General features: G+C 73.2%; 13 protein-coding genes and 1 pseudogene. 1 reads left to right on the forward strand and 13 read right to left on the reverse strand.

Going from position 1 to position 14,432, the window contains the following annotated elements; genetic code table 11:
• Positions 1-53: 53 nt before the first annotated feature.
• From AC3ET4_RS06175 to AC3ET4_RS06190, 4 genes are all read right to left on the reverse strand, one after another.
• The gene (locus tag AC3ET4_RS06175; protein WP_431946741.1) at positions 54-887 is read right to left on the reverse strand and encodes an enoyl-CoA hydratase/isomerase family protein; all 834 of its coding nucleotides are present in this window, start codon (positions 885-887) and stop codon (positions 54-56) included.
• A gap of 334 nt (positions 888-1,221) precedes the next feature.
• On the reverse strand, positions 1,222-2,646 hold the full coding sequence (locus tag AC3ET4_RS06180; protein ID WP_431946743.1) for a flotillin family protein: 1,425 nt from the start codon (positions 2,644-2,646) through the stop codon (positions 1,222-1,224).
• Positions 2,647-2,763: 117 nt separating this feature from the next.
• Positions 2,764-3,267: a hypothetical protein gene (locus AC3ET4_RS06185; RefSeq protein WP_431946745.1), complete on the reverse strand. Its 504-nt coding sequence runs from the start codon at positions 3,265-3,267 to the stop codon at positions 2,764-2,766.
• A gap of 313 nt (positions 3,268-3,580) precedes the next feature.
• The gene (locus tag AC3ET4_RS06190; protein ID WP_431946747.1) at positions 3,581-3,775 is read right to left on the reverse strand and encodes a hypothetical protein; all 195 of its coding nucleotides are present in this window, start codon (positions 3,773-3,775) and stop codon (positions 3,581-3,583) included.
• A 320-nt stretch (positions 3,776-4,095) separates the two neighbouring features.
• On the opposite strand from AC3ET4_RS06190, the gene AC3ET4_RS06195 reads away from it, so the two are divergent.
• Entirely contained in the window at positions 4,096-5,805 is a 1,710-nt protein-coding gene (locus tag AC3ET4_RS06195; protein WP_431946748.1) for a sensor histidine kinase, read from the forward strand.
• 92 nt (positions 5,806-5,897) lie between these two features.
• Here the strand turns inward: AC3ET4_RS06195 and AC3ET4_RS06200 are convergent, their stop codons facing one another.
• From AC3ET4_RS06200 to nhaA, 9 genes and pseudogenes are all read right to left on the reverse strand, one after another.
• Positions 5,898-6,599: a response regulator gene (locus AC3ET4_RS06200; protein ID WP_431946750.1), complete on the reverse strand. Its 702-nt coding sequence runs from the start codon at positions 6,597-6,599 to the stop codon at positions 5,898-5,900.
• Between the two features lie 134 nt (positions 6,600-6,733).
• Positions 6,734-7,420 carry a helix-turn-helix domain-containing protein gene (locus tag AC3ET4_RS06205; protein WP_431946752.1) on the reverse strand — a complete coding sequence of 229 codons (687 nt, stop codon included), beginning with the start codon at positions 7,418-7,420 and terminating at the stop codon, positions 6,734-6,736.
• 301 nt (positions 7,421-7,721) lie between these two features.
• Positions 7,722-8,356 (reverse strand): annotated as a pseudogene (locus AC3ET4_RS06210) (CBS domain-containing protein).
• 159 nt (positions 8,357-8,515) lie between these two features.
• A complete protein-coding gene (locus AC3ET4_RS06215; protein WP_431946754.1) occupies positions 8,516-9,439 on the reverse strand; it encodes a universal stress protein in 924 nt (307 codons plus the stop codon).
• 61 nt (positions 9,440-9,500) lie between these two features.
• Positions 9,501-10,163, reverse strand: a complete 663-nt coding sequence (locus tag AC3ET4_RS06220) for a pyridoxamine 5'-phosphate oxidase family protein (RefSeq protein ID WP_431946756.1) — start codon at positions 10,161-10,163, stop codon at positions 9,501-9,503.
• Positions 10,164-10,335: 172 nt separating this feature from the next.
• Entirely contained in the window at positions 10,336-10,992 is a 657-nt protein-coding gene (locus AC3ET4_RS06225; RefSeq protein ID WP_431946758.1) for a CBS domain-containing protein, read from the reverse strand.
• A gap of 348 nt (positions 10,993-11,340) precedes the next feature.
• Entirely contained in the window at positions 11,341-12,060 is a 720-nt protein-coding gene (locus tag AC3ET4_RS06230) for a CBS domain-containing protein (RefSeq protein ID WP_431946759.1), read from the reverse strand.
• A 331-nt stretch (positions 12,061-12,391) separates the two neighbouring features.
• Positions 12,392-12,580, reverse strand: coding sequence for a hypothetical protein (locus AC3ET4_RS06235; RefSeq protein WP_488175908.1), 189 nt, complete (start codon positions 12,578-12,580; stop codon positions 12,392-12,394).
• Between the two features lie 433 nt (positions 12,581-13,013).
• Positions 13,014-14,255: a Na+/H+ antiporter NhaA gene (gene nhaA, locus AC3ET4_RS06240; RefSeq protein ID WP_431946763.1), complete on the reverse strand. Its 1,242-nt coding sequence runs from the start codon at positions 14,253-14,255 to the stop codon at positions 13,014-13,016.
• Positions 14,256-14,432: the final 177 nt, after the last annotated feature.

Genomic DNA, 14,432 nt, shown 5'->3' on the forward strand with positions numbered 1-14,432 from the left:
TCATCCCGGCCACGGCGCCGGTCCCGTGTGGCCCCGCCGGCCCGTCGACGGCTTCACTCCGTGCCCACCTCGGGCTGGCGCCCGAGGTGGTACCCCAGGCGCGTCTCGTAGTCGCCCGGCTGATTGCGTCCCGCGGCGATCGCGGCGGGAAGCCTGCTCTGCGACCCCGGCCAGTCGAAGGAGTGCAGGTACAGCTCGTAGGAGGACCGCAGATCCTCCGCGGAGGGCAGCGTGCAGCGATTGATCTGCTGCTTGACCGCGGCGATCGATTCCTTGTCGAAGGAGGCGATCCGGCGGGCGAGCGTGTCGACGAAGGCGTCGAGATCGCTGTCGGGAACCATGCGGTTGATCCACCCGTACCGCTCGGCCACGTCACTCGGGTAGTCGTCGCTGGACAGGGCCACCTCCAACGCCCGCGCCCGGCCGAGCAACCGGGGCAGATGCTCCAGACCGCCACCGCCCGGGAGGTTGCCGTTGGCCGTCTCCGGCTGGCAGAACAGCGCCCGCTCGCTGGCGAAACGCATGTCTATCGCCTGGATCAGCTCGCAGCCCACGCCCCTGGCCCGTCCGCGCACCTTCGCGATGGAGACGACGGGCAGACGTGACAGCCGTGCGGTGGCGTCGATCAGCAGCGGGTAGCTGCCGGCCCCTGCTTCTTTGGGGGTCTCGCTGATCCGGGAGGTGTCGTAGTGGTTCAGGAAGTACTCGGGGTTCGCCGACTCGAAGACGGCCACCCGCAGCTCCGAAGCGGCCTGCAGGAGATCGACCAGTTGCGGGAGATCGGTGAGCATCTCCGGTGACACCAGATTGATCGGCGGACTGTCGAGCGTGATCCGCCACAGGCGTGCGGTCTCGGCGGTCACGGAGAAATGGGCCCATTGCTGCACGCGTTCGTCTCCTCTGTTCACCGCTTCCGGGAGCGCAGTGGGCGTGTGGGTCACGGAGGTGCGCACGGCAACACTGCGGCCACCGCTGCTTCGCTGTGTGAAGGCGCGGTCGGAGCGGCGGTGACCTCCACCCTGATGGCGGGCGCGAGCGTGCGGAGCAGGCCGCCCGACGACCCTGGCGGCAAGGGTGCTTGCCCGACGGGGTACGGGCGTACGGATCGCGAACCGAGCTTGCTGGAGCGGGCGTTCCGGCACATGGGGCCCAACCCGGCGCCCTGGGACGGAGATACGGCGCGGGAAACCCATGTACAGGCCAGGGGTTTCCCGCTGCGCGTCAGTCGGCGATCTCGATCCTGCCGTTGGACTTCTCTGCGGGAGCCGGAGCCGCGGTTCCGCGCTTGGCGAGGCTCTTGAGAAGGTCGGCGAGGTCGACTCCCGTGGTGGAGCTCAGCAGCTCCATGCCCTGGGCCACGTTGTCCGCGACCGTACGGGACAGCTGGCCGGCACCGTCCGTCGAGATCACCGTCATCTTGTCCACGGCGGCGAGCGGCTCGGACGCCTTCTCGACGACCTGAGGCAGCACCTCGACCAGCATCTGCAGCACCGCGGCGTCGCCGTACCGGGCGAAGGCGTCGGCCTTCTTCTGCATGGCCCCGGCCTCCGCCGAGCCCTTCGCGGCGATGGCCGCGGCCTGCGCCTCGCCCTCGATGCGCACGGCCTCGGCGAGTGCCGCGCGGCGCGCCTTCTCACCCTCACCGGTCAGCCGGGAACGCTGGGCGTCCGCCTCGGCCTGCTTGACCAGCGCGATGCGCCGGGCCTCGGCCTCCTGCTCGGCCTGGTAGCGAGCGGCGTCGGCCGGCTTGCGCACCTTGGTGTCGAGTTCGCGGTCGGTCAGCGCTGCCTGCCGGGCGGCGACCTTCTCCTGCTCGGTGAGGACCTCCTGCCTGCGGGCCGCCTCGGCGAGCGGGCCGGCGGCCGCGGCCCGGGCGGCGGCCTCGTCCGTCTCGGCCTTGATCTCGGCCTGCTTGAGCGCGAACGTCCGCTGGGCGATCGCGATCTCCTCCTCCGCCTTCAGCCGGGCCTGCTCCGACGCCTGCCGCGCGAGGGCCTCGGCGATGTCCGCCTCCTGCTTGGCCCGCGCGGCCTCGGGCCGTCCCAGGTCCTCGAGGTAGGAGCCCTCGGTGGTGATGTCCTGGATCTGGAAGGCGTCCAGCACCAGCCCCTGCCCGGACAGGCTGGCCTCCGCCTCCTCGGCCACCTGGCCGGCGAAGGCCGCGCGGTCACGGATGACGTCCTCCACCGACATCCGCCCGACGATCGAGCGCAGCGCACCCGACAGGACTTCCTGGGTGAAGCCGACGATGCCGTTCTGCTGCATCAGGAACCGCTGCGCCGCCGCGCGGATGGAGTCCTCGGTGCCGCCGACCTTGACGATCGCGACGCCCTCCAGGTGGGCCTTCACCCCGCGCAGCGTGACCGCGCCCCGGACCGCGACGGGGATGTGCCGGCTGGACAGGTCCAGGGTGAACCTCTGCTGGACGAAGGGCACGACGAACACGCCCCCGCCGACCACGACCTTCTGACCGCTGTTGTCGGTGAAGACCCGTCCGGTCTCGGGGTCGGTCGACTTCTTGCCCCGCCGGCCGGTGACGATGAACGCCTGACTGGGGCCGGCGACCTTGTAGCGGGTGATGACGACGAGGGCGAGCAGAACGACGAGTACGACGACGCCCACCACGGAGGTGAGTACTGGGCTCATGCCGGATTCCCTTGGTCGGAGAAGGAAGGACGAGGACGACGTGGCGCCGCGGCGGGGCCGCGCGCGGGGCGAAGCGAGGAGTGTCGGCGGACGGGGATGCGGGGTGCGGGGGCGCGGTCAGTCCTCGACGGGGCGCACGGCCACCGATGTGGCCGACAGCGCGGCCTCCACCCACACCCGGGATCCGCGCGGGAGCGCGACGGAGCTCTTGGCCGCGAGCTTCACGGGCTGGCCGGCCAGGTACGCCAGCACCTCGCCGTAGCCGTCCGCCGGAATAGCGGTGACCACCGTGCCCGCACCGCCGATGAGATCGTCGCCTCGTGGTGTGACCGAGGTCCCCCCGTGCAGCAGAGACTGGCTGAACTTCCAGGTCAGCCAGCCCGCCACGACCCCGGCGGCCACCCCCGCCGCGGTGGCGGGCACCGTCCCGAGATCCGTGGTGCCCGAGACGATCGCCCCGGTGAAGCCGAGCATCGACACGAAACCGGCGACCACCGGCAGGGAGAGCAGACCGTCCAGGCCCCCCAGCCCGTCGAAGAGTCCCTCGAGCACACCGTCGAAGAGGAGCCCCAGCGCCAGCACCACCAGACCGGCGATGCCGATACCGAGAAACCACCCCATCCCGCCCCCCGCGGCTCGCTGGTCTGATCTTCTGTGAAGACACCGCGATGGTGACACGGTGCCTGGCACCGGGTCATTGCCTGGTCCCGGCAAACTTACGCGTTCTTTACGGCCTGCTCCGACCGCTCCGACGGCCTCCGGGGGCGGCGCGGTACGGCGGGCGGACGGTCGGGCGGCTTCGGCAGCGCCAGGGGCGGGAACGCGAGCGGCCCCGCCGGAGCTCGGGCAAGGAACGTCGGCGGGACCGCGCTATGAGCCCGTCCGGCCTCGTGCGCCGTCACCACTCGGGGCCGGGCGGGCGTCCGGGGGAGCGTCAAGGACTGCGCTCCGTGTGGACGGGGGTCAGCAGCCGCCAAGAGACGCCGGGGCAGCCTGCCGGTACCGGCGGGAAGGTGTGGCCCCGCACGTCCGTGGTGGTGAAGCGGTGGCTCTTGCCGCAGGTGCACTCGTAGACGCCGCTGACCGGCACCTTCTCCCCGGGACGATGGGTACGGATCTTCGGGATCACGGGGTCCTCCTCGCCGACCGGGGGCCTGGGCGGGCCGCCGCGCCGATCGCCGGGGCGGGGCACGCCCTTGGGAGGCCGCCTCGGGGTGGGTCACGGGCGGGCCGTTCCCATGTGGTCCCCTTGCCTCACGCCCCGGGGTGCAAACCCCTCCGGGCGGCGGCTTCGTACCCCGCCGGGTGGCGGAGGCCGGTGCGCGGGCGCACTCCGGTCGCCGGGATTCGCCGCGAACGGCCGGGGAAGCGTTCGGGGCGGTCCGGATCCCGCTATGTTGAAGCTGTTCGGAGCTGCGAGCTGCTGTGCCGGATGGAGGAGCGGTGGGGATGGAAGGCGGCGAGGGCGCGGAGCGCCTGCCCCGTTTGCGCCTCGACGATCTCCTGGACGAGCTGCAGGTGCGCATCGACGCGGTGCGGGGGACACGTGACCGGGTGCACAGCCTGTTGGAGGCGGTGCTGTCGGTCGGCGGGGAGCTGGATCTGCCGCATGTGCTGCGGCGGATCGTGGAGGCCGCGGTCGCTCTCGTGGACGCCGAGTACGGGGCTCTCGGGGTGATCGGGGACGACGCGAAGCTCGCCCAGTTTCTGACGGTGGGCGTGTCGGACGAGCAGATCCGGGCGATCGGCCACCTGCCCTCCGGGCACGGCATCCTGGGCGAGCTGATCCGCCACCCCGAGCCGCTGCGCCTGGAGGAGCTCTCCGAGCACCCGGCGTCGTACGGGTTCCCCGCCGGGCATCCCCCGATGCACTCCTTCGTCGGGGTGCCGATCCGGGTACGCGACGAGATCTTCGGCAACCTGTACCTGACGGAGAAGCGCGGCGGCAAGCGCTTCGACGAGGAGGACGAGACCGTGCTGTCCACCCTGGCGGTGGCCGCGGGCGTCGCCATCGACAACGCCCGTCTGTATCAGGAGGCCCGGTCGAGGCAGCGGTGGCTGGAGGCGAACTCGGAGATCACCGCGAGCCTGCTGTCGGGGGTCGATGAGTCGCGCGTCCTGGAGCTGATCGTCGAGCATGCCCGTGATATCACCGGGGCGGACCTCGGCGTGGTGGCCCGCCCGATCGGGGGCGGGACGGAGGTCGAGGTGGCGATCGCCACCGGCACCGACGCGGATCTGCATCGCGGCCTGACCCTGCCCCGCGAGGGATCGTTCGCGGGCGCCGCGATGGCGGCCAGTGAACCGATCACCAGTCCCGATGTCGCGCATGACTCGCGTATCACCGCCGGCCCGGCCCGGTTCGCGGGGCTCGGTCCCGCCGTGGCTGTTCCGATGAGCACGCCCCAGGGGGTGCGCGGGGCGCTCCTGCTGGCCCGCGCCGAAGGCCAGGCCCCGTTCACCGACACCGAGACGGCGCCGCTGCTGGCGTTCGCCGGTTCGGCCGCGCTCGCCATGGAACTGGCCGAGCGACGCCGCTCCGCGGAGCAGCTGGCGCGGCTCGAGGACCGCGACCGCATCGCCCGGGACCTGCACGACCTGGCCATCCAGCGGCTGTTCGCCACCGGCATGACCTTGCAGAGCGCCGCGCGTTTCGTCGACCATCCACAGGCCAGCGAACGCCTGCTGCGCGCGGTGGACGACCTCGACGAGACCATCAAGATCATCCGTTCGACGATCTTCGGGCTGCGGGTCCGCGACTCGGGCCCTGGACGTCAGGGGCTTCGGGTGCGCACCGCCCGTGCGGTCGAACAGGCCGTGCCTTCCCTCGGGTTCACCCCGTCGCTGCGGATGGAGGGACTCGTCGACACCGACGTCCCCGCCGCCGTGGCCGACGACGTCATCGCGGTGCTGGGCGAGGCGCTGTCCAACATCGCCCGGCACGCGCACGCCGGTTCCGCCGAGGTCGCCCTGGTCGTCGGCTCCGGGACCGTCTCCCTGACCGTGACCGACGACGGCGTGGGACTGCCTGAGGGTGGCCGCCGCAGCGGCCTGACGAACCTCGCCCGACGCGCGGAGAAGCTCGGCGGAACGTTCACCGCTGCGGCACGCGACTGCGGCGGCACGCAGCTGGAATGGCGCGTACCCGTGCGCTCCTAGCGCCCGGCCGTTCCTCCGGGCGCCTCGCCCCTGCCTGGCCACCCCGGCGGCGGCAGGGGCCCGCCGCCGGGCGTGGCGCCCGTAGCAGGGTCTCAGCGGTGGGAACGCGGTTCTCCGCCGGCCGACTGGTGCTGGGTGGCCAGCACGGCCGCCTGGATGCGGCGCTCGACGCCGAGCTTGGCCAGCATCCGGGAGATGTGGTTCTTCACCGTCTTCTCCGACAGGAACAGCCGCTTGCCGATCTCCCGGTTCGTCAGCCCCTCCCCGATGAGCTCCAGGATCTCCCGCTCCCGCGGGGTGAGTGCGGCCAGCGTCTCGTCCTGCGGCTCCGGCGGCTCGTCCTGATGCCGCAGGCTGGACATCAACCGTGCGGTGGTCGCCGGGTCCAGCATGGACTGGCCGGAGGCCACCGTGCGGACCGCGGAGATCAGGTCGGAGCCCTTGATCTGCTTCAGCACATAGCCCGCCGCGCCGGCCATGATCGCGTCCAGCAGCGCGTCGTCGTCGTCGAAGGAGGTCACCATCAGGCATGCCAGCCCCGGCATGCGGGAACGCAGCTCCCGGCAGACGCCGATGCCGTCGCCGTCGGGCAGGCGCACGTCCAGGATCGCCACGTGCGGCCGCAGGGCCGGCCCACGGGCCAACGCGTGGTCGACGGTGCCTGCCTCCCCGACCACCTCGATGTCCGGCTCGGCGTCCAGCAGGTCGCGCAGGCCCCGTCGCACGACCTCGTGGTCGTCGACGAGGAAGACGCGGATCGGGGTCTGCGGCGAGAACTGTCCTGCACCGGTCATTCTGGCCCCCTGTTCCTGTACGCACCGGCTGCTGATGTCCCGTGACACCGTGATCGTCGCCCATGAGCCCCGCGCCCGCCAGGGCCGGACGGGCCCTCGGGCTTCGTCCGCCGCCGCCCTTCCCTCAGAATGCGTCAGGGTCGGCGGGCTGCCGAGGGCACGTCGATGTCCCGCCCGCTGATCCCCGCCACGTCGATCCGCACCCACAGATCGCGGTCGTCGTCCCCCGGCCAGGGGCCGCTGTACACCCGCTCGGCCAGGTACCGCACGGCATCCGGGTCCCGGACCCGCGAGGCCCGGCCCCGGACCAGGACGCTCCAGCCCTGGCTGAGCGCATCGTCGACATGGTCCACCTCGAAGACGACGTCCGTTCCGGTGACCTCGGCCGGTCCCGAGCCGGGCGCCGTCCGGAACACGACGGACCCGTCGATCACGCTGTAGTTCACGGGCAGGATGGCCTCACGGCCCGTCGTGGTCACCGCGACGCGGCCCACGCCGTGGCTGCCCAGGCGCGACCAGCACTGCTCGGGGGTGAGTTCCCGCAGCTGTGCGTGCGGCGACGCGCGGCCGAGACGACCGGGCGGCAGGTCGGCCTCCCCGCCGTTGAGCGCCACGACCGTCGTGTCCAGCACGGCTGCGAGCGTCCCCAGCGTTCCAGGACCCGGAGCCGCGGTGGACTGCTCCTCGATGAAGCGCAGATAGCTGGTGGCCATGCCGGCCCGGGACGCGACCTCCTCGCGGGTCAGGCCCAATTCGCGACGCCGGTTGGCCACGCGCCGCCCCAGGTCGCCAGGGGCGGCGGGAAACGGGTTCTGTGCCATGCTGCTCACGTCCTCGTCACGGTTGCGCGGGGCGGTGCGCCGGGAGGACGTGCTCCCCTCGGGCCCTTGGGCGCTTCTGGAGCCCTGCCTGCTCACTGCGCCGTTCTCCGCATCTGCCCGCTCTTCGGGCCGCTCTCGGCCTCCGGCCCGCTCTTCGCCGTTCTCGGCCGCTGTCTGTCGATCGTGTCCCACCCCCTCGGCCCGCGCCAGGGCCACCCGGCCCACCCGGATGGTCGATCCGGCCCTGCTGCGCGGCCTGACCGGGTGCCACGATGTGTGCCCCGCCCACCCACGCGGCCCCTCAGTCCCAGACGGCGTCGACGACGCCCTGCACCGCGCGGGCGACCCTGCACGCCAGCGGAACCAGCGAGGGGTCCGCCGGGTCCCCGGAGAAGTGGACGACGCCCTCCTCGACGCGTGTGCCCGCACCGGCGGCGGCTCACCGGGGAACACATGGGCGACGATGTCGCGGTTCACCTCCGCGACGATCTCCTCGTCAGGACGGAGGAAGACCTCCAGCAGGTCGCCCCGGCTGACGATCCCGCGCAGGACCCCCTGGCGATCGACGACCGGCAGCCGTTTCACCCCCCGCACTGCCATGGCCCGTGCCGCCTGTGCCGGCGTGGCCTCGAGGCGCACGCACACGGCGGGGGCGCTCATCAGCTCGTCGGCGGTGGTGGCGCCCGCCTTGCCCGGATCCGGCAGCCGCCGCGCCCGCTCGAAGCGGGTGGGCGCTCCGTCGCGGTACTCCTCCTTGGGCAGCAGATCGGCCTCGGACACCACCCCGACGACCCGGCCCTCGCCCTCCAGGACCGGCAGTGCACTGACCTTCCACCGCTCCATCGTGCTGACGATCTCCTTGAACGTGGCGTCCCGCCCGACGGCGACGACGGCCTCGGTCATCACGTCGGACACGGTGCGCGGGCTGCCGTTCATGACGGCCTCCTCGAGGGAGCGAGCTCCTTGTCGTGGACGGTCGCCCTCGGCGGGCGGACGCACTCGGGACGGAGGGCGCGGGGTCCCGGGGCGTCGGGCGGATCGGGTGGCGCCGTCCGCCGTGCCGGACACGGCCTCGGCGCCCGGACCGCACCAGGCTCAGTCGATGGGCACCAGGACGACGGGGCAGTGCGCGTGATGCAGCACGGCGTGGGTGACGGGGCCCAGCCGCATCCCCAGCGGACGCCCTTCCCGGCGGTGGGCGCCGATCACGACGATGTCCGCCGCGCGGCTGGCCTCCACCAGCGCCGCGGCCGCGTGTCCGGAGGCGGAGTCCACCCGGACGGCGACGTCGGGAAAGCGCTCGGAGAGCTTGGACACCGCGAAGCGGGCGAGCTCCTTGTGCTGCCGGGCCTGGACCGCCAGGTCCTGCTGGTGGGACACCGGCCATTCGCCCATCGGCACATGCGGGTGGGTCCAGGTGTGCAGCACCCGCAGCCGCGCGCCGCGGCGCTCCGCCTCCTCGAAGGCGAACAGGGCCGCCTCGGCGTCGCCCTCGTCCTTCAGACCGAGCAGCACCCTGTCGTGCAGGAGGCCCCGGCGCGCGGCCGCGTCCTCGCCGCGGACGACCATCAGAGGGCTGACGCTGTGGGCCGCCACCCGCAGGCTGACGGAGCCCAGGAGCAGCCCGGCGAAGCCGCCGCGACCCCGGGTGCCCACGACCGTCAGGGCGGCGGTCCTGCCCGCCCGCACCAGGGCCGAGGCCGCCGGCTCGGCCGACAGGTCCAGCGTGACGGTCAGGCCCGGGTGCCGGTCCGCCACACGCCGGGCGGCCAGATCCAGGATCGTCCGCGCCGCCTCGCTCGCCGGACGCTCGCGGTCGGCGTCCAGCCCGAACCCGACCTCGCCCGGGTCGGGCCACGGCAGCCCGTGCACGACCCGCAAGGCGGTGTCCCGCCGGTGCGCCTCGTCGGCCGCCCGGTCCAGGGCGCGCACGGCCGGATCCGATCCGTCGACCCCCACGACGACCTCGCCGCGCGGCGTGTGGAGCCCCGCGGGGGGAGGGAACGCGCTGTCGGTCATGCCGGGTCTCCCGTCGGTGTCGATGTCCTGCCCATGTCCTGCCGGCTCCTGCCGTCTCCTGTCAGCCGACCACGATGCGGCGGCCTGTCACGGTCGCCGGGGTGACCCGCAGCCACAGGTCGCGGTCGCCTCCGGCCCACGGCCCGGTGTAGGCCTGTTCGTCCAGCCGCCGCACACCAGCGGGGTCGGTGACGGTGTGCGCCATGCCGCGGACGAGCACGCTCCAGCCCTGGCTCAGCGCGTCGTCCACCTCGTCGACCTCGAAGGCGCAGGTGGCGTCGGAGGCCTGCGCGGGGGTGGCGGCCGCGGAGGTGCGGAAGGCGATCGTGCCGTCTGCGACGCAGTAGTTGACCGGCAGCACGGTCAGTCCGTCCGGCGTCGACAGGGCGACTCTGCCCACCCCGTGCGTGGACAGCAGACTCCAGCACTCCTCGCGGTCGAGATCCACCAGTTCCGCGTGCCCGGCCGCCATTCCGCGTCCCGGCGGCAGATCGGCGTCGCCGCCGCAGAGCGTGGACACACTCGTGTCCAGAGCCCTCGCCAGACCGCGCAGCGTCGCGACACCGGGGGCGGCGGTGGAGTCCTGCTCGATATACCGCAGATAGCCCGGGGCGATGCCCGTGCGAGCGGCCACGTCCTCGTGCGACAGACCGAGTTCGCGACGGCGCGCCGCGATACGCCGTCCGATGTCCCCCGGTGCTGTGGGCGCGGAGTGCTTCGTCATGACCGGTCACGTCCTTCCCCGTTGCCGGCCGCCGGGCAACGGCTCCGTGTGCTCCGCCTGCTGCCAGGGTCGCGCGCGACCCTCGGCCGCCGCTTGGGCCGGTCGGACCCGCCGGAGGGTCCGACCGGGCCGCCCGTCTCCGCGGGCCCTCGCGGCCGCCTCCCGCCGGACGTCACACCCGGCTCGAGGTGAGATCGAAGCGCACATCGACCACCCCTTCGACGGAACGCGCCATCCGGGCCACGGACGGCACAAGGGAGCGGTCGGCGAGCAGTCCGCTCACCGTCACGACTCCTTCGGCCACGTCGATGTCCAGGGATCGCCACGCCTCCCGGAGCAGCTCCGCCATGACGAGTTCCCGCACCTCGCGGGCGATGTCCTCGTCGCTGCGGAGGAACACCTTGAGCAGGTCGCCCCGGCTCACCACGCCCCGCAGCACGCCCTGTGCGTCGACGACCGGCAGCCGCTTCACGCGGTGCAGTGCCATGGCCCGCGCCGCCTGTGCCAACGGTGCGTCCTCGTGCACGGTGACCGCCGGGGCGGTCATCAACTGCTCGGCGGTGACGGCGGCCGCCTTGTCGGGGGCCGCCGCGGCGGGATCCGCGACGACCGGTGGGGCGACATCCTCGCGGTGTTCCTCCTTGCGCAGCAGATCCGCCTCGGAGACCACGCCGACGACCCGGGTGCCGCCGCCCACCACCGGCAGTGCGCTGACCTTCCACTGCTCCATGGTCCGCACGATCTCCTTGAACGACGTGCCCGGGGTGACCGCGACGACCTTCCGCGTCATCACGTCGCCGACCGTCGCCGGGCGCCTGCCGGGGTTCATGGCCTCCTCCTTCCCGAGCGGGCCGGACAGGCCCGCCCCACCGGTCCCGGGTCGACGGGCAGCCGTCGCCGCCGGGCCGCCCGTCCCCTTTTCGCTGACGTCGTGCCGGGACGGGGAACCGCGGCGCGGCGGCGTCCCCCGGTCACGGCGAGCGGCTCGCGCGGACTCCGGTCACACCGCCCGGCAGCGCCGCACCGTCGGCGGCGTTGCCGCGCCGGTGCCGCCACGGCCGGTCCGACCAGGGCCGCGAACACCGGCCGCCCGATCGGTACCGAAGCCGGACCGCGGCCGTTCACGCGGTCATGGACGGACATGGCCCGCTCGTCCTTCCCATCCTCCTCGTCCTCCTCACGCGGTGTGCGGCCGGTCGTCGGGGACGCGGTGGACCGCGGGCCGGGCGGGCTGCTGGTGCGTGTCATCAAGCCGGTAGGCGAGCCGGTTCACCACGGCGACGACGCCGTCGACCTGGCGGGCCATGGCCTCGGCCAGCGGGACCTGGCTGCGGCGCTCCAGACGGCCCTCGAGGGTGACCACGCCGTGGTGGACGTCCACCACGATCTCACGAGGGGGCTGCAACAGCGCGCGCACGACCACCTCGTCGACGACCTCGTCGCGGATGTCGGGGTCCGGGCGGAGGAAGACCTGGAGGAGGTCGCCGCGGGTGACGATGCCGACGAGGCGGTCCTCGTCGTCGACCACGGGCAGCCGGTTGACGCGGTGCCCGGTCAGGGTGCGGGCCGCGACGGCGATCGAGTCCCGTGCGCGTACGGTGACCGCCGGAGCGGTCATCAGCTGTCCGGCGGTCCGTGCTCCGGCCCGGGCGGCGTCACGCCGCGCGGTGGGGGACAGCGGTGGCAGGCGCCGTCGGGGGCCGCCTCTTCCCGCCGCCTGGCGTGCCATCAGGTCGGTCTCGGAGACGACGCCGAGGACCTTGTCGTCGTCGTCGACCACGGGCACGCCGCTGATCCGGTGCCGTGCCAGCAGTGCCACGAGGTCCTTGTAGGGGATGCCCTCGCGGACGCTGACGACCTCCGCCGTCATCACATGCCCCGTCGTGCGGTGCCTCATCGTTCGTCTCCTCCTCGCCGCGGCGCGTGTTCGGCCGTGATGCCGACGGGCCGAGGCGCGCCGGCCTCGGATCCCACTGTCGGCCGATTCCGCCGGGCCCCACATGGGCCGGTGGGGGCCACCGGTACGCCCGAGGGTCCCCCGAACGGGCCGAACGGCCCATGCCCGCTGATGACCGGCGCGGGCCCGGCCCCGCCCGAAAGGGCGGAGCAGGGGCGCGGGCCGCGGGCCGGTCGGGGCGGTGTGGACGAACGCCGGCCGGTTCGGGCCCGTCGTGCGGCCCGCAGCGGTGCAGGCGGCCCGGCCTGCTCGCAGGGGGGAACGGCGGCTTTCAGCCCACGCGGCGGGCCCTCACGCCTTCTGCCTCGAGGCCGTGGACGAACCGGGTGATGCGCAGACCGTCGACGGCTCCGCCCCAGTTGTCGTCGCGGCCCTTGCCGACGGCGAAGGAGCAGAGGGTCGCCTGCTGCGACGCGGTCCTGAGCGTCGTGAAGGAGCACGGAGTCGCCTGCGCGCCCACTGGCGCGAGTTCCTTGCCGCTGAGGACCCGGGGACCGCTCGTGGTGGCGTCGAGGAAACCGCTCCGGGATGGGGTGGAGCAGCGCCACAGCACGCGGATCGGGCCGGTACCCGTGGGCCTGCGCCATGAGCAGGGTCTCGATGACGTCGACGGGGGCGCCGACTTCGGCGGCGGGGCCTTCGGGTGCATGTCCCTCCTGCGAGGAACGGGCGAGACTTAAGATTAGAGGTCGCGCGGGCGAGGCCCCACCGCGCAGCCCACAGGCGGCAGGGCCTCTCATTTCTCAGGTGGCCGTGCGCCGCGTGGAGGAACGGCGATGCGCCACAATCCCAGGGTGCGCCTCGGACCGGGCCGGTGCACGCGGAACAACGTGTGGCTGTTCGACGCCCGTGTCGTTCGGGGCGGGGTGCGTCGGCTGGGCGGTTCCGCGGCGTCAGCGATGGTCCTCCTCGGTGCACAGCCGCCGGTAGAGCCGGTTGCGGCGGTGCAGCAGCAGTGCGGCGAGGCATGCCGCTGCCAGGGAGGCGACAAGGACGGCGGCCTTGACGTGCTCCGCCTCGGCCGGGGGGAAGGCGAGCTCGCCGATCAGGAGGGCGACGGTGAAGCCGATCCCGCCCAGGACGGCCAGGCCGAACACGTCGCCCCAGGCCAGGTCGGGGTTGAGGCGCGCGCGGGTGAAGCGGGCGGCCAGGTAGGTGCCCGCGAAAATGCCGACGATCTTGCCGAGGAGCAGGCCCACCACGACCCCGAGCGGCTCCGGACGGGTGAACACGTCACCCAGGGCGCCGGCGGAGACGGTGACCCCGGCCGCGAAGAGCGCGAACAAGGGAACGGCGACCCCGGCGGACAGCGGGTGCAGCAGGAAACCGGTGCGCTCCGCGGGGGAGGCGGTCTCGTCGTCGTCCCGGGTGGTGCGCAGGATCAGCCCCATGGCGACGCCGGCGACGGTGGCGTGGACGCCCCCGTGGTACATCAGGGCCCAGATCGCCACACCGAGCGGTACATACCACCACCATCCGGTCACCCGCAGCCGCTGCAGCGCGTAGAAGACCGCCAGGCCGGCCGCCGCCCCGAGCAGAGCCCAGAGGTCGAGGTCGGAGGTGAAGAACACGGCGATGACGAGGATCGCGCCGAGGTCGTCCACCACCGCGAGGGTGAGGAGGAAGGCGCGCAGAGCCGTGGGCAGGTGGGTGGAGATGACGGCCAGCACCGCCAGCGCGAAGGCGATGTCGGTGGCCATGGGGACGGCCCAGCCCTCCAGGCTCCCGCCCCCGAGCGCGGCGACCGCGACGTACAGTCCGGCCGGCACCACCATCCCGCACACCGCCGCGATGACCGGCAGTGCCGCGGTCTCGGGCGTGCGCAGCTCGCCGACGACGAGCTCGCGCTTCAACTCGATGCCGGCGACCAGGAAGAACACCGTCAGCAGCCCGTCCGCCGCCCAGTGCCCCACCGACAGGTCCAGCCCGAGGGCGGATATGCCGAAGTGGAACTCACGGACCGACTCGTACGTCCCGTGCCACGGCCCGTTCGCCCACACCAGCGCCACCACGGCGGCGGTGAGCATCACCAGGCCACCGACCGTCTCCGTCCGCAGCGCGCGGGCGATGGCACGGCGCTCGGGCAAGGGGAGCACGCCGAGGAACAAGGGGCGGGAACGCGGGGCGGCAGCCATCGAGGCGGACCCTTCCGGGACGTCGGCAACGGGCACTCACGCCCCTGACAAACGCCGACCAGACTTCCCGGCACACCCTGCGCCCCCATCTTGACGCATTGTTGACACCCTAAGGGCACGCGCACGGCAAACCAAGTCCTGGCCCGTGCACAGCGGTGAAGCGGGGGCTCTCGGCCC

Source organism: Actinacidiphila sp. bgisy167 (assembly GCF_057707665.1).